This window comes from Streptomyces sp. CC228A (genome assembly GCF_021390935.1).
In the GTDB taxonomy this organism is placed as follows: Bacteria; Actinomycetota; Actinomycetes; order Streptomycetales; family Streptomycetaceae; genus Streptomyces.
The window spans coordinates 1-16,693 of sequence record NZ_JAJPUI010000022.1 but is presented as its reverse complement, the minus strand read 5'-3'; the positions used below and the strand labels follow the sequence as shown (position 1 = coordinate 16,693).

At 71.2% G+C, this 16,693-nt stretch carries 19 protein-coding genes and 3 pseudogenes; 18 read left to right on the top strand and 4 right to left on the bottom strand.

Features of this window, described 5'->3' with window-relative positions; all coding sequences use genetic code 11:
* The first annotated feature begins 225 nt into the window (after nucleotides 1-225).
* The gene (locus tag L6E17_RS30285; RefSeq protein ID WP_236243802.1) at nucleotides 226-675 is read left to right on the top strand and encodes a peptidase inhibitor family I36 protein; all 450 of its coding nucleotides are present in this window, start codon (nucleotides 226-228) and stop codon (nucleotides 673-675) included.
* Nucleotides 676-758: 83 nt separating this feature from the next.
* Here L6E17_RS30285 and L6E17_RS30280 read toward each other — a convergent pair.
* Nucleotides 759-1,045, bottom strand: a pseudogene (locus L6E17_RS30280) (DUF2530 domain-containing protein).
* 272 nt (nucleotides 1,046-1,317) lie between these two features.
* On the opposite strand from L6E17_RS30280, the gene L6E17_RS30275 reads away from it, so the two are divergent.
* Nucleotides 1,318-2,787, top strand: a complete 1,470-nt coding sequence (locus tag L6E17_RS30275) for an NCS2 family permease (RefSeq protein WP_236243800.1) — start codon at nucleotides 1,318-1,320, stop codon at nucleotides 2,785-2,787.
* 99 nt (nucleotides 2,788-2,886) lie between these two features.
* Here L6E17_RS30275 and L6E17_RS30270 read toward each other — a convergent pair whose 3' ends face one another.
* Together L6E17_RS30270 and L6E17_RS30265 are read right to left on the bottom strand one after the other, a co-directional pair.
* Nucleotides 2,887-3,051, bottom strand: coding sequence for a ribbon-helix-helix protein, CopG family (locus tag L6E17_RS30270; RefSeq protein ID WP_236243805.1), 165 nt, complete (start codon nucleotides 3,049-3,051; stop codon nucleotides 2,887-2,889).
* 237 nt (nucleotides 3,052-3,288) lie between these two features.
* Nucleotides 3,289-3,906, bottom strand: a complete 618-nt coding sequence (locus L6E17_RS30265; protein WP_236243799.1) for a hypothetical protein — start codon at nucleotides 3,904-3,906, stop codon at nucleotides 3,289-3,291.
* A 193-nt stretch (nucleotides 3,907-4,099) separates the two neighbouring features.
* Between L6E17_RS30265 and L6E17_RS31275 the strand changes: the two genes are divergently transcribed.
* The 14 genes and pseudogenes from L6E17_RS31275 to thpR all read left to right on the top strand — a co-directional run bounded on the left by L6E17_RS31275 (nucleotide 4,100) and on the right by thpR (nucleotide 14,353).
* Nucleotides 4,100-4,642, top strand: coding sequence for a WXG100 family type VII secretion target (locus L6E17_RS31275; protein ID WP_308315955.1), 543 nt, complete (start codon nucleotides 4,100-4,102; stop codon nucleotides 4,640-4,642).
* Between the two features lie 204 nt (nucleotides 4,643-4,846).
* Nucleotides 4,847-5,113 carry a hypothetical protein gene (locus tag L6E17_RS30255; RefSeq protein WP_236243798.1) on the top strand — a complete coding sequence of 89 codons (267 nt, stop codon included), beginning with the start codon at nucleotides 4,847-4,849 and terminating at the stop codon, nucleotides 5,111-5,113.
* A complete protein-coding gene (locus L6E17_RS30250; RefSeq protein ID WP_374109191.1) occupies nucleotides 5,094-5,612 on the top strand; it encodes a DUF6879 family protein in 519 nt (172 codons plus the stop codon). Before L6E17_RS30255 ends, L6E17_RS30250 begins: the two co-directional genes overlap by 20 nt.
* A gap of 10 nt (nucleotides 5,613-5,622) precedes the next feature.
* Nucleotides 5,623-6,471: a helix-turn-helix transcriptional regulator gene (locus L6E17_RS30245; RefSeq protein ID WP_236243797.1), complete on the top strand. Its 849-nt coding sequence runs from the start codon at nucleotides 5,623-5,625 to the stop codon at nucleotides 6,469-6,471.
* A 90-nt stretch (nucleotides 6,472-6,561) separates the two neighbouring features.
* Nucleotides 6,562-6,765 (top strand): hypothetical protein, encoded by a 204-nt coding sequence (locus L6E17_RS30240; RefSeq protein ID WP_236243796.1) that lies wholly within the window; start codon nucleotides 6,562-6,564, stop codon nucleotides 6,763-6,765.
* 347 nt (nucleotides 6,766-7,112) lie between these two features.
* A complete protein-coding gene (locus L6E17_RS30775) occupies nucleotides 7,113-7,247 on the top strand; it encodes a hypothetical protein (protein WP_268985813.1) in 135 nt (44 codons plus the stop codon).
* Nucleotides 7,248-7,252: 5 nt separating this feature from the next.
* Nucleotides 7,253-8,434 carry a methyltransferase domain-containing protein gene (locus L6E17_RS30235; RefSeq protein ID WP_236243795.1) on the top strand — a complete coding sequence of 394 codons (1,182 nt, stop codon included), beginning with the start codon at nucleotides 7,253-7,255 and terminating at the stop codon, nucleotides 8,432-8,434.
* A gap of 132 nt (nucleotides 8,435-8,566) precedes the next feature.
* Nucleotides 8,567-9,727: an RNase A-like domain-containing protein gene (locus L6E17_RS30230; RefSeq protein ID WP_236243794.1), complete on the top strand. Its 1,161-nt coding sequence runs from the start codon at nucleotides 8,567-8,569 to the stop codon at nucleotides 9,725-9,727.
* A gap of 19 nt (nucleotides 9,728-9,746) precedes the next feature.
* Nucleotides 9,747-10,316 carry a hypothetical protein gene (locus tag L6E17_RS30225; protein ID WP_236243793.1) on the top strand — a complete coding sequence of 190 codons (570 nt, stop codon included), beginning with the start codon at nucleotides 9,747-9,749 and terminating at the stop codon, nucleotides 10,314-10,316.
* A gap of 25 nt (nucleotides 10,317-10,341) precedes the next feature.
* Nucleotides 10,342-10,641 (top strand): RNase A-like domain-containing protein, encoded by a 300-nt coding sequence (locus L6E17_RS30220; protein ID WP_236243792.1) that lies wholly within the window; start codon nucleotides 10,342-10,344, stop codon nucleotides 10,639-10,641.
* A gap of 12 nt (nucleotides 10,642-10,653) precedes the next feature.
* Nucleotides 10,654-11,346, top strand: a complete 693-nt coding sequence (locus tag L6E17_RS30215) for a contact-dependent growth inhibition system immunity protein (protein ID WP_236243791.1) — start codon at nucleotides 10,654-10,656, stop codon at nucleotides 11,344-11,346.
* Nucleotides 11,347-11,419: 73 nt separating this feature from the next.
* On the top strand, nucleotides 11,420-11,875 hold the full coding sequence (locus L6E17_RS30210; RefSeq protein WP_071267894.1) for a MarR family winged helix-turn-helix transcriptional regulator: 456 nt from the start codon (nucleotides 11,420-11,422) through the stop codon (nucleotides 11,873-11,875).
* Nucleotides 11,876-12,440: 565 nt separating this feature from the next.
* On the top strand, nucleotides 12,441-13,700 hold the full coding sequence (locus L6E17_RS30205) for an MFS transporter (RefSeq protein ID WP_236243803.1): 1,260 nt from the start codon (nucleotides 12,441-12,443) through the stop codon (nucleotides 13,698-13,700).
* A gap of 87 nt (nucleotides 13,701-13,787) precedes the next feature.
* Nucleotides 13,788-14,353, top strand: a pseudogene (gene thpR / locus L6E17_RS30200) (RNA 2',3'-cyclic phosphodiesterase).
* Nucleotides 14,354-14,581: 228 nt separating this feature from the next.
* Here thpR and L6E17_RS30195 read toward each other — a convergent pair.
* The gene (locus L6E17_RS30195) at nucleotides 14,582-15,577 is read right to left on the bottom strand and encodes a helix-turn-helix domain-containing protein (RefSeq protein ID WP_236243790.1); all 996 of its coding nucleotides are present in this window, start codon (nucleotides 15,575-15,577) and stop codon (nucleotides 14,582-14,584) included.
* A 215-nt stretch (nucleotides 15,578-15,792) separates the two neighbouring features.
* Between L6E17_RS30195 and L6E17_RS30190 the strand changes: the two genes are divergently transcribed.
* Nucleotides 15,793-16,113, top strand: coding sequence for a hypothetical protein (locus tag L6E17_RS30190; protein WP_236243789.1), 321 nt, complete (start codon nucleotides 15,793-15,795; stop codon nucleotides 16,111-16,113).
* Nucleotides 16,114-16,493: 380 nt separating this feature from the next.
* A pseudogene (locus tag L6E17_RS30185) lies at nucleotides 16,494-16,693 on the top strand (hypothetical protein); the annotation flags it as partial.

The window sequence follows — 16,693 nt, the reverse complement described above, 5'->3', positions numbered from 1 at the left end:
GCCGTACCCCGACCCGCACCGCCCGGCCGCCCGGCCCCACGCACCGAAAGCCCCCGCACCCGCGCCTCCCCGCACCACCGACCACCGACCACCGACCACGAGCCACCACCCACCACCGGCCGCTACTCACCCAACCCACACCCGCACCCACACCCGCCCCCGTCTGCATCTGCATCACCCGTCCGCTCGTGACAGCGGACCGACACCACCGGAAGGTGAACCACCATGCGAAGGATCCGCACCACTCTCACCGCGCTGCTGGCCGTGACGGCGTCTGCGCTCGTCGGCGTCGAGGCGCAGGCCGCGCACGGCGTGACCGCCGCCTCCGAGACCTCCGCCACCGCCGCGGCCGCGCCGGCTCCCGACGGCTTCCTCTACGCGTGGGAGCACGCGCACGCCGGCGGGATGCACTGCCGCTGGAACGGGGAGAACGCCAACTGGGCGGGCTGCCGGAACAGGGTCTCCGACGTCTGGAACAACGGCTTCCCCGGCCGCAGGGAGGACGTCCGGCTGTTCTACGGCCTGGCCATGACCGGTTCGTGGGCGTGCCTCCAGCAGGGCCAGTCCATCCCGAACCTCAACGCCGCGGGCACCGTCTTCACCGCTCCCGGCCGCGGCCAGGGCCAGCGGGTGAACGACAACGTCTCCTCCCACGACTGGGTGGACGCCTGCTGAGCTGACGGAGCGGGCCCGACTTCCCCCCGGCCCCGCTCCACCCCACCGCTCCGCGCCGGCCGCGCCGCCTCCGGGTGGCGCGGCTACGCGTCCGTCCCGGCCGCCGGGCGATCGCCGCCGGGGCCCGCCGCCTGGGAACGCCTGATGGCGGCGTCGCGCTTGCGGACGTACCAGATGCCGAGCAGGCCCAGGGCGCCGCCGGCGAGGCAGGTCCAGACCCAGTTCTCCCAGCCGCGGTCCGCGAACCAGCCGTAGGAGGGGACCTGCACCAGGAACAGCGCGAACCACACGACCGTGCCGCCGGTGATGGTGGCGACGACCGGCCCCTCCAGGGGTTCGGGCGCCTCGTGCTGGGGGTCCACTTCGCCATACCGCCATCGTATGCGGCGGCCGGCCGCACCCCGCGCCCACCGCCCGCACCCGCACCCGCACCCGCACCCGCACCCGCCGCAACACCCGCGCCCGCCGCCGCGCACCCGCGTTCTACGCGCGGAGATGGCGATCACGCCATTCATACATTCATACTGAAGCAGTTTGCCGGTGAACCTTTTTGCTCGTATGAACGCACAAAGAGAGCACAAAGAGATCGCTTCTCCGGCACCGCACCACCCCCGCCCCCACCCCAGCACCACGAGGTTCCGCATGCCCTCCTCGGTCACCGCGCAGCCGGTCACCCCCGAGCAGCCGAAGCCGCAGCCGCCCGCGGGCGCCGACGGCGGCTCCAGCGCCCTGGACCGGTTCTTCAGGATCTCCGAGCGCGGTTCCACCGTCGGCCGCGAGGTCCGCGGCGGCTTCGCCACCTTCTTCGCGATGGCCTACATCATCGTGCTGAACCCGATCATCCTCGGCAGCGCCAAGGACATGTACGGGAACCAGCTCGACGGCGGCGAGCTCGTCACGGCCACCGTCCTGAGCGCGGCGTTCACGACGCTCCTCATGGGCGTCATCGGCAACGTCCCCATCGCCCTCGCCGCCGGCCTCGGCGTCAACACGGTCGTCGCGCTCCAGCTCGCCCCGAACATGTCCTGGCCGGACGCCATGGGCATGGTGGTCCTCGCGGGCTTCGTCGTGATGCTCCTCGTGGCCACCGGCCTGCGCGAGCGCGTCATGAACGCCGTGCCCCTCGGCCTGCGCAAGGGCATAGCCATCGGCATCGGCCTCTTCATCATGCTGATCGGCCTCGTGGACTCGGGCTTCGTCTCCCGCATCCCGGACGCCGCCCACACCACCGTGCCGCTCCAGCTCGGTTCCGACGGGCACCTCAACGGCTGGCCCGTCCTGGTCTTCGCCGTCGGCACGCTGCTCACCCTGGCCCTGCTGATCCGCAAGGTGCCCGGCGCGATCCTGATCTCGATCGTCGTGATGACGGTCGCCGCGATGGCCGTGCACGCCCTCGCCGACGTCCCGTCCTGGGGCCTCACCACGCCGGAGTGGCCCGGCAACCCCTTCTCCACCCCCGACTTCGGGCTCGTGGGCCAGGTCAGCCTCTTCGGCGGCTTCGGCAAGGTGGGCCTGCTCACCGGCTCGCTGTTCGTCTTCACCGTCCTGCTGTCCTGCTTCTTCGACGCGATGGGCACGATCCTGGGCGTCGGCGACGAGGCCAAGCTCGTGGACAAGGACGGCGAGTTCCCCGGCATCAACAAGGTCCTGCTGGTGGACGGCCTCGCCGTCGCCACCGGCGGCGCCACCTCGTCCTCCGCCACCACCTGCTACGTCGAGTCGACGGCGGGTGTCGGCGAGGGCGCCCGCACGGGCCTGGCGTCGGTCGTGACGGGCGGCCTCTTCGCCGTCGCCCTGTTCCTCACCCCGCTGGCCACCATGGTGCCGTCCCAGGCGGCCACCCCCGCGCTCGTCGCGGTCGGCTTCCTGATCCTGGCCGGTTCGGTCAAGGACATCGACTGGAGCGACTTCACGATCGCCGTCCCGGCGTTCCTGGCGATGGTGATGATGCCGTTCACGTACTCCATCACCAACGGCATCGGGATCGGCTTCATCGCGTTCAGCGTGCTGCGGCTCGCCGCCGGGCGGGGCCGTGAGGTGCCGGTCGCGATGTACGCCGTGTCGGCGGTGTTCGTCTTCTTCTACGCGATGCCGGCCCTGGGCCTCACGTAGGACTGCCGCGGCTGAGGCGGGCCCCGCCTCAGCCGGCCCCGGGGCGGGCCGGCCGGCCTGGGCCTCACGCGGGTCCTGCCGGGATGCCTGCCCCGGGCCTCACGTGAGGCGCGTCGCGCCGTAGAACCTCTGCGTCTCGTCGACGGCCGCGCTGAAGCGCTCGTCGAAATCCGCGCGGATGAGCGTCCGGACCACATAGTCCTGGACGCTCATTCCGCTTCTGGCCGCGTGCTGCCTGACCCGGTCGAGGAGCCCCTCGTCCATCCGCAGGCTCAGCACCGTCGACCCGGCCGGTCCGGTGCCGCCCGAGCCCCTGGCCGGGACGCCCACCGCCCCCGCCACGGCCGCGGTGGCCCCTGCGGTCCCCGGCGCCCCCGTCGTCCCCGGCGCCCCCGTCGTCCCTGCCGATGCTGACGTTCCTGACGTCCCCGCGAGCTCCATGCCCGACAGCGTCGCGGGCCGCTCTTCGCCCGCGGGAGCCTTTTCGTAGGATTGTCACTCCTACGAGTGACCGAAGCGCCCGGACGCGTTCCCCAGCACCCACCGCCGGTGCCGGAACGCCTTGGCGGCCCCGAGCAGCCCGGTCACCCACAGGAACACCCCGGCGCCCATGCCGAGCACGGCGTCCTGGACCGTACGGGCCGCGGCGGCCGTGCCGAAGGACGCCCACAGTCCCAGCACGCACGGGACGAGGGACAGCAGCAGCCAGGCGAGGCTGCGCCCCGGCGCACGCAGACCCGCGTCCGCGGCGGGGTCGCGGTCCAGCGCACGCCACTCCCCCATGCGCCGGTACACCTCCCGGTCGCGCCGTGCGCCGCGCACCACCAGGAGCACCGCGGTGACGAGCGCCCCCAGCCCCAGGGGCGCGAGGATCGGCGCCGTCATCAGCATCATCCTGTCGCCCTGCGGCCCGAGCCCCTGCAGCGGGAGGGTGAGCAGCACCCAGCCCAGGGCCGCCGTACAGCCCAGCAGCCACAGCAGCGCCAACCGCCCGAACCCCAGCCCGCGCTGCGAGAGGACGGCGAGCGCCCTGGCCCGGTCCGCCACCAGGGCGTCCCGGTCGGGCCATGTGCGCAGGTGCACAGGGGGAGGCGGCGGCGGAAGGCTCGGATGGGACATGATGATTCCTCAGCAACTGACAGAAGGTGACCGATCCTGACGCTATCGCGAGTCGACCTGGCCACAGGATCCCGCGGGCCGGGCCCCGCGGCTGACGGGGGCTTCGCCGTGCGACCACCGCTACCCGCGTTCGCTATGGTGACGGAAGTTGCCTGGGGAGGCCTGAAGTTGACCAGTGTTGAGCGGGAGAGGCATGGAGCAGCCCACACTCAAGGCGAAGAGTGACAAGCTCACCGCGCTCGCCGACGACCTCGGCGCCATGCAGGAGCACCTCGACAAGCAGGTCAGGCGGATGGACGCGATCGTCGACAGCATCGAGGCCGGCTGGCGCGGGCCCGCGGCGCGGGCGTACCGGAAACTGCACCGCGACACCGCCGAGGAGGCCGTGCGGATCCGTCTCGTCATGCAGCGGCTCGAACAGGCCGTACGCCTGAGCAGGGACGGCTTCTCGGAGCAGGACCTGGAGATCATGGAGAGCTTCCGGAGGGTCCAGGCGGAGGTGGACGTGGACGCCGAGGCGGACAGGCTCTCCACTCCGCACCCGGACGTGCCGCGAAGCACCAGCCCGGCGGATGGGCTGCCGAGCGTGTCCGTCCTCGCCGCTCGTGACCCTGCCCCAGGCGGGGACCCCCCTCCCGTGTCCTGGAAGCACGGCAGGGAGGCAACAAACTCGCATGGCTCTTTGGAACATTTTCGCGGGGCCGCACACTCGGCCCTCAACCTGTTTCCGACGTGAGGAGTTCCACAGGACGTCGCAGTAAGAGTCCCGCACTCGCCACCCCCTCAGGGCAGCGGGTGCGGGGCTCTTCTGCGTTCGGGCCCGGGGCTGCTGCGTCCTGGAGTTGCTCCCGTACATGTCTCAACGCGCCCTTGACGCTGGTCGCGCCACAGGGTGAGGCTCGTGCACACCCGTGCAACCGACTCGCTAGGAGAGTGCCCAATGGCCCTAAAGTTCCTGGGGATTTGGCCCAACACCCCCGATGACGGCTCGCCCACGATCTGGCAGGACGATACGACCGGTGACCTCATCATCCAGTCATGGAAGGCTGACGAGGAGACGATCCGGCAGGCACAGGAAGTCGGCTCGGTGCCGGGTCACTCGACGGACGTTCCGGACCACGAGACCGTGATCCGACTCCCTGCGAACATGCTCCAGTTCATCCCCCGTCCGGACAGTGAGGACAACGGTGGCAACAGCGGTACGTGAATGCCTCGCCAAGGCGCAGCGCTCGGCGATGCACCTTGAGATGCGGGACAGCTACATGCGCGATGATCCGGAGTTCATCCGTTGGCAGCAAGGGCACCGGTACGACCCGGCAGACCGCGAGTCGTGGTGGCGGTCGTGGTTGGACGTGGTGGCCGAGACGACTAGGCGGGGTGTCGTCATGCGCCGTCTGCGGGTGGTCTCGGAGCCGCTGAGCGACTACGTCCGATACGAGTACGACGGCACCTTTACGAATGTCGCAGCCGGCGAGGACGTCCGTTGGCTGCCGCGCTCGCGGGCGCGTGGTCTGCTGCTCCCCGCCCTGGACGGGTGGGTCATGGATGAGGAAACCGTGATCCTCCACCACTTCAGCGGCGAGGGTCAGTGGACGGGCGCGCGGATGGAAGTCGTGCACGATCCGATGTTGGCCGCGCAGTACGTCAGCGCGTATGAGGCAGCGTGGGAGCGCGCGATTCCTCACGCGGAGTACCGGCCCGCCTGATCACGTACCCATGGCTGTCTCCGCATCTTCCAGTGCCCAGCAGGCCCGGCAGGCTCTCGCGAAACGTCTCGCGGATCTCTGCCGGGATGCCGGGCTGACCGGTCTCGACCTGGCCGAGCGCTGCGGGTGGAGCCGGTCCAAGTCGTCGCGGATCATGAACGCCAAGACACCCCCGTCCGCTGACGACATTCGGGCCTGGTGTCAGGCGTGCGGTGCCGAGGACCAGACCGAGGACCTGATCGCCTCGCTGCGGACCGCTGAGGGCATGTGGGTCGACTGGCGCCGTATGGAGAGGGCCGGGCTCAAGCAGGCGCAGGAAGCGCGTTTGCCGCTGTACCAACGGACCCGCCGTTTCCGTTCCTACTCGTCGTGGCTCGTACCCGGCATGATCCAGACGCAGCCGTACACCACGGCAGCGCTCCAAGCGATCCAGCGACGGCGCGGCCTGGTGGATGATGTGGCCGACGCCGTAGCCGCTCGCATGGAACGTCAGCGGGTGCTGTACGAAGGCGATCGGCGGTTCGCATTCCTCGTTGAAGAGTCCGTGTTGCGGGCCGGAATCGGCGGCGCCGAAGTCATGTCAGGGCAGCTTGGCCACCTGATCGCGATTGCCTCACTTCCCAATGTCAGCCTGGGAGTTGTGCCCATGAGGCCCGATCGGGAGCGCTGGCCGGCTGAGGGGTTCTGGATCTACGACACAGCCCAAGTCAACGTCGAATTGATCTCCGGCTACCTCACAATCACGCAGCCCAGCGAGGTGGCCATGTACGCCGAGACGTTCGCCGAACTGGCGGCGCTGGCCGTCTACGGGGCCGCCGCTCGCGGGCTGATCACATCGGCGCTGGACGCTCTCGGATAACTCGCGTGCAACCTCGTGCAATCGCATGGGAGTTGGGGCTTCCCCCTCCCTAGCTTGGTCGTCGTCGGACCACGTGAGGGGACACCAGCGATGGCGAGTACGACCAGAGACACGGACGCCCGCAGGGACGAGTACGCGACGTACGCGCCCGAGGGGGTGTCCTGCCCCGAGTGCAACCAGCCGATCGGAGTGCTTGAGCCCTGCCGCCGGGGATCGGTGGAACGGCAGTCGGGACCGCCCGCCGTGGTCTACCGGCACAGCAAGTGCGCCAAGCCGTACCGGCGCATCCGGTGACCCCTGCACGGCTCCAGGGGCGTTCTGTGCGGCCGTTACCGGCCCCGGAACTGGTGAGCCTTCTCGACAGCCCTGACAGCCTGTACAGGGACTCTCCCGAGGGCTGGTGGACGGAGTACGGCGGGGCCCAAGATCCTCGGTCCGGGGTCGTGTACTTCCCGCAGGGCAGTACGCCCCCGAAGTTCTCCGGCGGGGACAAGTAACCCCCGAAGACTCCCCGAGCACACCTTGCGCGATGCAGACCGGTGCGCTCGGGTGCACCACGCCCGTCCGGTAGGGCCCCTGGAGGGACTTGATTCCACCGGGCGGGTTCCCGAGATCCGTACGTAACCAAGAGAGGGAACACCATGGGATGGGGAACGGGTAAGGGCGGCAGCGGAGGCAACGGGCAGCACTCCGGGGGAAAGGACCCGGGCACGTCCAAGCCGTCGTCCGACACCGCCAAGCCGAAGGACCCACCGAAGCACAAGAAGGAAGATTGACGCAGGTGACGACACCGAAATTCGCCGCGTCCGAGCGAATCGCCCTGCGCAGTCTGCTCGGCGCGGTAAACGACGACATGGACGCGCCGGTGACGCCCGAGTGGGAGCGTGCGGCATGGAATGTTCCCCGCTCCGCGTTCGTCCCCGAGCGCATCTTTCTGGGTGACGACCTGGTGCCGTGCAACCGGGCGGACGCCCCGGAAACGTGGCTTCGTGCCGTCTACGCCAACGATTCCGTCGTGACGCAGATCAACGACGGCGAGGACCCCGACGACGGCGAGCGGTGGGCGTCATCGTCCGCGAGCGCCCCGAGCATCGTGTTCCGGATGCTGCACATGCTCGACGTTCACGAGGGACACAGGGTCCTGGAGATCGGCACCGGAACCGGATGGAACGCGGGTCTCCTGGCCCATGTCGCCGGCCCGGGGAACGTGACGACCGTGGAGATCGACCCCGCGTTGGCAGGGGAAGCCGAGGAACGTCTACGAAAAGAAGGCGTCACCGCTGCCGTGGTGACCGGGGACGGGGCCGAGGGGTACGCGGACAACGCGCCGTATGACCGCCTCGTGGCGACATGCTCCGTACGGTCCGTCCCGCGTCCGTGGGTCGACCAGGTGAAGCCCGGGGGCATCATCCTCACCCCGTGGGAAAGCCCGTGGGTCTGCTACGGGCTGCTGCGCATGACCGTGGACGACACGGGAACCGCGTCGGGCCCGTTCTCGCCGCACTCCGCGTTCATGCTCATGAGGAACCAGCGCACAGACCTCCGGATCTACCGGGACGTGGTGCGCGACGATCACCAGCCCGACGAGTCGACCACCAGCCTTCCGCCGTGGCGGGTGACCGGTGACGACCTGGCCGCACAGTTCGCCGTGGGGCTACAGCTCCGAGACGTGTGGTGGACGTGGCACGACAACCCCGACGTGGAAAGGGTCGCGTCCCGGCTGTGGGTCGCGACGACCGGCGCCACGTCGTGGGCGGCCGTGGACTGTGACGGGAAGTCAGACGACCGATTCACGGTGTGGCAGTACGGCCCGCGTCGGCTCTGGAACGAGGTGGAAGCGGCTCACGACTGGTGGGCACTGCACGACCGTCCCAGCCCGGAACGGTTCGGTCTGACCGTGACCCCAACGGGAGAGTCCGCATGGCTGGACACCCCCGATCAGCCCGTTCCCGTAACCGACTGACCCGCAAGACCGCCCCGTCTGTGCGCCTCCCCCCGTGGCGCATGGGCGGGGCTTTCGTGCGTTCATCCCCGCAGGTCAACGGCCCCGCGATAACCTGTGGTTCCGTTGGTTCACGCGCAGGCATGGCTGGGCATGACCGCACCGCTCTCCATGGCCGAGAGCGCGCTGACGGGCTACGTGAGCAGCATCACGCAGCAGAGCAACAGCGAGTGGCACACCGCCATGCGGCAGTTCTGCAGCTCGCTGTGGGGCACGACCGCCTGGGGCAGGTCGCGGCAGGGCTACGAGTGGAAGCACGACTCCGGCTCGGCCCCGACCTCCAGCCACCCCGTGATGGCGGTGCTCTTCGACACCGCGGAGAAAGTGGGCAACCTCCTCCACGACTTCGCGGAGGCGGCCGTCTGCATCAACCGCGAGGTGTGGGAGGTCTACACCGACGCGATCCGGGACGCCATCCCCAAGATCGAGGTGAACCTCAAGGACGGCGTCGGCATGGACGACCTCAAGGGGCTCGTCCAGGGCGTGGCGAAGAGCGTGGTCAAGGGGGCGGGCCAGCTCGGCGCGGGCATCGTGCTCAACATCGACACCCCCAAGCTCAACGCGATCGTCAACGAGTACAACCGGCGGGTGAACGCCCTCGTCCCGAAGATGGACGCGCTCGCCGGCCCGCTGGAGGAAGCCCGGCGCAGCGCGCCGAAGTTCGAGGCGCAGGAGGCACGCGCCGAGGCGTTCGGCCGGCGGGCCCTCCACGAGTTCCGCAAGGAGCACCAGTGGACCGACCCCGCGGACACGGCGAACGGCGTCTACAAGGTGGACCTGGCGGCCTCCGAGTGGATGAACAACGGCCACACCCTGGACAAGCACGTGGGCAAGACGGACGAGCAGCTCGCACAGCGCCTGCGGGACCAGAGCCAGCCGCCCACACCGAGCTGGCCCCACAACAAGCCGGTCATCGGCGCGGCTTCGACCTTCTCGGACATGGAGGATGCGCAGCGGCTGACGCAGCACAACATCGACCAGAACTCCCGAGCCATCAAGGAATGGCTCGAAGGCCCACCGCCCCCCACCAACACGGACAGACCGAAGTCGTTCGACGGGCGGGCACCCGACGGGGAGTACAGCGGGCGCAGTGTGTCCAGGCAACCCGTCGATCCGAACGACCCGCTGAGCGGCTACAAGGAGGGAGGGATGAACGCCAAGGCCCTCCCGGTCACCGGCATCCGGACCGTCCTTAAGTACGATGACTCCCTGGACCCGCCCTTCGTGGTCCTGACCTCGATGCCGGTCCCCTGACAGAACCACGGAACGTGTGATGAACCCGCCCGCACAACAGGAATGGGAAGCGGCAGCGCTGCGTCTCTTCGAGGACGAATACGCGTTCGTGGCCAATGGTCCGCGGCACCACGACGACTGGCGCACGGATGTGCTGGCCGTCATGGCCCGCGCCGTGGCTGACCCGCGCGGCTGGTTGGCGATGGACGGGGACCGCGAGGAGAACACAGCGGATCCCTCACGCGGCTCCTCGTTCCCTTTCACCGTCTCTTCCGAGGCGCGAATCGGGGAAATGCTCCATGAGGTGGGCGCATATTCGGCCGCTCAGCTGCTCGTCGTCATGACCGATGAATGGTTCCAGGTGGAGAACATCAGGGATTTCCCGGAGCGCAAGGAAATCCTCCTGGCGGACGCACACATACTGCTTTCCCGCTACCTACCCGACTGTTCTTTCCACACCACTGCGGGAAACGCAGCCGTCGACAGGAACGCGGACTTCTTCCACGACGTCACAGGCGGCTCCCAGGCCACCGGCTACCTTTCGGACCTGGGACTTGTGGCGGTGTCGGACGACGAGGTCGGCGTCTTCTGGCGGTTCAACGCGTACTGATCGCCCCGAGCCGAAAGGTCCACTCATGCGCACCCGCAGCTCCACCTATCCCGACCGCGAGACCGCCCAGTGGGCCACCCAGCACGTCGTCACCCGGAACGAGCAGGCGATCCACCGCTGGCTCGCCCAGGGCACGCGGCAGCGTCTGACGATCGAGGCCGCCTGGCCGTCCCGTGAGGAGCCGGTCGGGCGGGTGCTGCTGCAGGCGATGATGCTCGCCGGGCGGGACCCCGTGGACGTACGGGCCGCCCGGATCGTGCTGCGCCGGGAACCGGCGAGCCCCCACGGGTTCGTCGTCCACGCCACCTTCCCCGTCTACCTCTAGGATCACGCCGCCGTGCCCATGAAGCCGCTGGAATTCGACCGCCGCTACGGCGAGCTGGACCAGGTGATCAGCGCGTACGTCGGCCGGACCGCCGACGACACGGAGGAGGCGCCGGGCGAGGCGCTCGGGGCGTACCTGCGGCACACCTGGCACACCCGGCCCTGGGCCCTGGGCAGCGCCGAGCAGCAGATCCGCGAGTACGCCCGCAACCCGCCGGGCCGGCTGCGGCTGCGCCTCGGCGAGTTCTACCCGGTCCCGGACGTGGGGCTGTCCGACGCGGAGATCCAGCCGTGGCTGCTCCTCGTCGCCGACCACATCAAGCGGTCCGTCGAGGACGGCGTGGTGCCGCCTCCGTCGCCGCCGCGGACCCACTGGGAGTGGCGCGCGCGGTTCCCCGAGCTCGCCCAGCTCGTCGGCGGCTGGTTCTCCCAGGACATGCCCGACGAGTTCGCCGACCACGAGGCGGCACTGCGGGACTACGCGCAGTCCACAGCTCCCGGGCTGGTGGCCCGGCTGGTGGGCGAGGTGCACGAGCTGCTCGCCCTGGACCTGGACGACGCGGACTACGCGCTCGCCCTCGCGGATCTCGGCATGGAGGTCGACCCGCCCGCCCCGTACGCGCCGAGCGCGTGGCTGGAGCGGGTGGCCGGGCGGCTCGCCGGGCCGCGGGCCGAGTACGGCCCTCCGGAGCGCCCCGGGGAGTGACCTTCGCCGCACACCCCCGCGATCCGATCATCCGACTGGTCTTTAGACAGGGTAATGAGTTACGCTAAAGACCATGCCTGACCTGTCCTACGGCGACGACGCCGAGGCCGCTGCCAACGCCGCCGCCGTCAACGCGCTCCGCTCCTCGGTGATGCGGCTGTCCCGGCGCCTGAAGCACCAGCGCGTCGACGAGTCGCTCAGCCCGACCGAGATGTCGGTCCTGGGCACCCTGGCCCGCTGCGGCTCGGCCACCCCCGGTGAGCTGGCCCGCAAGGAGCACGTGCAGCCGCCGTCGATGACCCGCATCGTCGCGCTGCTGGAGGCCAAGGGACTGGTCCGGCTGGAGCCGCACCCCGACGACCGCCGGCAGAAGGTCGTCAGCCGGACCGAGCTGGCCGACGCCATGCTCGAGGAGTCCCGCCGCAAGCGGAACGCCTGGCTGGCAGCGCTCGCCGAGGGCCTGGACGAGGACGAGTGGGCCAGGCTGCGCGCAGCCGCTCCGGTACTGGAGAAGCTCGCGCACCTGTAAGGAGAACCGAGCCGAGGAGGCGAACCCCTTTGAGTACGGGAACCGGAGCAGACTCCGCCCCCGGACACCATCCCGACGACACCGCACCGCACACCACCACCGGCACCCACGCCACCGGCGCCACTCACGGCGCAGCCACCCCGGCCGCACCCGCGCCGCCACCGGCACCCCGGCCGCCTCCGGTGCCGCTCCCGGCGCCCCGGCCGCCGGCGCCGCTCACCGCGCAGCCGCCCCCAGCGGCACACCCGCCACCGGCGGCGCCCGCATCGCTCCCGGCGCCCCCGCCTCGGGCAGCGCCCGTACCGTTTCCGATGCCCCGGCCGGCGGCAGCACCTCCACCTCCGGTCCGGCCACGCACGGCACCGGTGCCACTCCCGGCACCGCCGCCGCTCCCGGCACCCCCGCACCCGGCCCGGACGCGCGCCGCACTGGCGGCACCTCCGTACCCGGCCCGGACGTACGCCGCACCGGAGGCACCCCGGGCCCCGCCCCGGCCGCACGGCGCACCGGTGGGACGTTCTCGTCCCTCAGGACGCGCAACTACCGCCTCTTCTTCACCGGCGCCATCGTGTCCAACACCGGCACCTGGATGGCCCGCATCACGCAGGACTGGCTGGTCCTGAGCCTCACCGGCTCCGCGGCGGCCGTCGGCATCACCACCGCGCTGCAGTTCCTTCCGCTGCTGCTCTTCGGCCTGTACGGCGGCGTCATCGCCGACCGGTACCCGAAGCGCACGCTGCTCCTGGTGACGCAGAGCGCCCTCGGCCTGTGCGGGCTCGCCCTCGCCGCGCTCACGCTCTCGGGACACGTGCAGGTCTGGCACGTCTACCTCGTCGCCCTGCTCCTCGGCATGGTCACCGTGGTCGACAACCCGAGCCGCCAGTCCTTCGTGTCCGAGATGGTCGGACCCGACCAGCTCCGCAACGCCGTCAGCCTGAACTCGGCGAACTTCCAGTCCGCCCGCCTCGTGGGCCCCGCCGTCGCGGGCCTCCTCATCGCCGGGGTCGGCAGTGGCTGGGCGTTCCTGGTCAACGGCCTGTCCTTCCTCGCCCCGATCGCCGCCAACCTCCTGATGCGGCCCGCCGAACTCCACCCGGTGGAGCGCGCACCGCGCGGCAAGGGCCAGCTCCGCGAGGGGCTGCGGTACGTCGCGGGCCGCCCCGAACTGATCTGGCCCATCGCCCTCGTGGGCTTCGTCGGCACGTTCGGCTTCAACTTCCCGATCTGGCTGACCGCCTTCGCTGACGACGTCTTCCACGTGGGCCCCGGCATGTACGGCCTGCTCAACACGCTGATGGCGCTCGGCTCCCTGGCCGGCGCGCTGCTCGCGGCGCGGCGCGGCACGTCCCGGCTGCGGATGCTCGCCGGTGCCGGCGTGGCCTTCGGTGTCCTGGAGATCGCTGCGGCGCTGAGCCCGTCCTTCTGGCTGTTCGCGGCGTTCCTGGTGCCGATCGGCATGGTGGGTCTGACCGTGAACGTCACCGCGAACTCGTTCGTGCAGCTCGCCACCGACCCCGTGATGCGCGGCCGCGTGATGAGCCTCTACATGATGGTCTTCGCGGGCGGCACGCCCATCGGCGCGCCGCTGCTGGGCTGGATCACCGACGCGTACGGCGCCCGGGTCGGGTTCGCGGCGGGCGGCGCGGTGTCGCTGGTGGCCGCGGTGGTGATCGCCCTGTTCCTGGCGCGGGCGACGGGCGTACGGCTCCGGGTGGAGCGCCGCAGCGGTGAGCGCCGCCCCCATCTGCGGGTCGTCCCGCGGGCGGCGGCGCCGACCGGGGCGCCGGCAGCCGGGCGTCCCCGCGAGCTGGCCCACGCCGCCTGACCGCCGGCCGGCCGCGCAGGCACCCGCCCCGACGTGACGCGAACCGGACGGTCCCCCGGGGCCGTCCGGCGTGCCAGACTCAGGTGCATGAGGCTATTCGCAGCCGTGCTGCCGCCGCAGGGTGCGATCGACGAACTGGGCGCCCTCGTGGACGAGTTGCGCACCCTCCCGGGCGCCGGCGAACTACGGTGGACGGAGCGCTCCGGCTGGCACTACACCCTCGCGTTCATGGGCGAGGTGGACGAGGACCTGCTGCCCGAGCTGTCCGCGCGCATGGCGCGGGCGGCGCACCGCACGGGACGGTTCCGCTGCGCGTCCACGGGGGCGGACGGTTCGGCCGCCGTGCCCTGTGGGCCGGTGCGGCGGGCGGGCTGGACGACCTGCGGCTGCTCGCGGAGCGCACCGACGCGGCCGCCCGGCACTCGGGCGTCGCGATGGAGGAGCACCGCCGCTACCAGGCGCACCTGACGCTGGCCCGCAGCCGGACGGACACGGACCTGCGGCCCTTCGTGGCGGAGCTGGAGCGGTTCAAGGGCCGGCGCTGGGAGGTGGCGGAACTGGCCCTGGTGCACAGCAGCCTCCCCACGTCGGGCGTCCCCGGCGACCGCCCTCGCTACGAGACGGTGGGCACCTGGCCCCTCGGCACGCACTGAACCGCCCGGCGGACACCTCCCGCCCCGGCACCGCGCCCAGCAGGCACGGCCGGACCCCGCCGGTGCCGTGAGCAGCGGCGCAGACCGGGGGCAGGCACGGCCGGACCGTTCGGTGCCGGGAGCAGCGACGCCGAGCGGGGAGTCAGCGGGGGCCGTGCACGGCGGCGGCCGGGGAGTCAGCCGAGGGGCGCCCAAGGGGGCACCCCGGTCACGGGGCCGTGCACGCCGTCAGGCGCGGGCGGGCAGCCAGCCCTCCTGCACGGCCCGCACCCCGGCCTGGAAGCGGCTGCGCGCCCCGAGCCGCTCCATCAGGTCGTTGGCGATGCGCCGTGCCGTACGCGGTGACACCCCCAGCCGCTTGCCGATCGCCTCGTCCGTGTGCCCCTCGGCGAGCAGCGAGAGCGCCGCCGCCTGCTGCGGGGTGAGCCCGTTCGGCCCGCACACCGGCACCTCCGCGAGCGGCTGCGCGGTCGCCCACGTCGTCTCGAAGAGGGCGCACAGCGCGGTGAGCATGCCGTGGCCGGTGAGCACCACCGCCCCCTCGGCGGTGTTGTCGCTCGCCACGGGGATGACGGCGGTGCTGCGGTCCACGATCACCATGCGGGTGGGCAGCGACGGCGCCGTCCGCACCTGGCCGCCCAGGCCGGCCAGCCAGTTCGCGTGCTCGACCGAGTGGCGGCTGTTGCGGACGCTGTCCGGATAGATGGTCCGCATCCTCACGCCGCGGCCCAGCAGTTCCTCGTTCAGCGGCCGCGACGCGGCGATGGCGGCCTCGGTGAGCACGGGCTCGGGCGAGAAGGCCATGACCTCCTCGGCGACCTCGCGCGTCAGGGTCACCAGCCGGTCCCGCACCGCGTCGAGCCCGATGAGCTGCTCGACACCGGGCGTACTGGCCGCGGGCGTCAACTCGGCGTATTCGCTGATCAGTTGCGCGGCAGCAGCCCTGGACGCCTCCAACCGCAGCTGCTGCGCCGCCAGGTCGGCCTGGCGGCGCGCCATCAGGATCTCCATGCCGATGTCCGGAGACACCGCCCTCAGCCGCCCCTCGTGCTCGGCGGAGGGCCGCACGAGAGCGAGCCCGCTCAGTTCGTCCAGGGCGTCCCGGATCTCCCCCTCCGGTACACCGATCGTCTCCGCGAGCACGGCCACCCCGGCTTTCGGGTGGGACAGCATGCAGCGGTAGACCGCCTCAGCAGTCACGTTGAGGCCTAGTTCGGTCAACATCTTCCCCCCAGCAGTGTCACCTCTGGCGTACCTGATCATGCCAGACCGCCCCAATCCCCACACATGCCCCGCACCTACCGGAGTTTCCCTCCACACCAGCCGCCCCGGGAGCCCCAGCCTTCCGTGCGGCACGGCCTGGACGGATCCGGCCATGGCCGGAAGGGGCCCGTGCCTGCCTCCACCAGGACGCGACCACGACGGGGATCGTGGGGTGCATGTATCTCGTACACGCCCGCTTCCGTATCGAACCGCCCGCTGAAGTCCCGGTCGCCCTGCGGGAGTTGGCCCGGCGGTCACTGAAGGCCGACGACGGGGTGGAGCACCTCTCCGTGCATCCTCACCCTCCGCACCAGTTCACGCTGGGGTTCTACCTGCTCTCCGACAGCCTGCGGGAGGCCGAGGACCACACCCGCAGGGTGTGCGCCCGGCTGCTCGCCGACGCGCGCTGGCTCCCGCCTGCGCGGCTGCTGAGCGTGGGGGTCCCGCTGGTCGCCCCCGCGCTGCTCGGCGACTGGCCCGGCACGCCCAGCCGCTAGCTTCCGCGCCCGCCCGCACGGTGGCGCCGGCGGCAGCCGCAGCCACCCCCGTACGTGCACGGGCGTCGGCACGGCAGCACCCCCGTACGTACACGGGCGTCGGCACGGCAGCAGCCCCGTACGTACACGGGCGTCGGCACGGCAGCAGCCCCGTACGTGCACGGGCGTCGGCACCGGCAGCGGCCCCGTCCGCGTCGGCAGCGGTGCACCCCCTGGGGGTGGTTGGACGCAACCGTCCACGGCCCCTTCCGTCCACCCGAAACCCCTTTTCCCCCCGCTGAGCTGCGGCTTAGCTATGAATCACCGAACGGGACAGCGCCAACCGCGGGGCGCAGGACCGAACGGGACAAGCGATCCACTCATCGGAAGAGGAACCTGCCATGACCCTCACCCACGTCGCTCACCGGGCCGCCGCGGTCACCGCCCTCGCCGTCGCACTCGGCGTCTCGGCCCTCTCCGGATCGACCGCCCTCTCCGCCGGTGACATGAGCTGGCAGTCGGTCCCGAGCGACCTGAGCCGACAGGTCTCCGCCGCCGACATGAGCTGGCAGACCGCCCCCGCCGACTCGGGCGGGCGGGC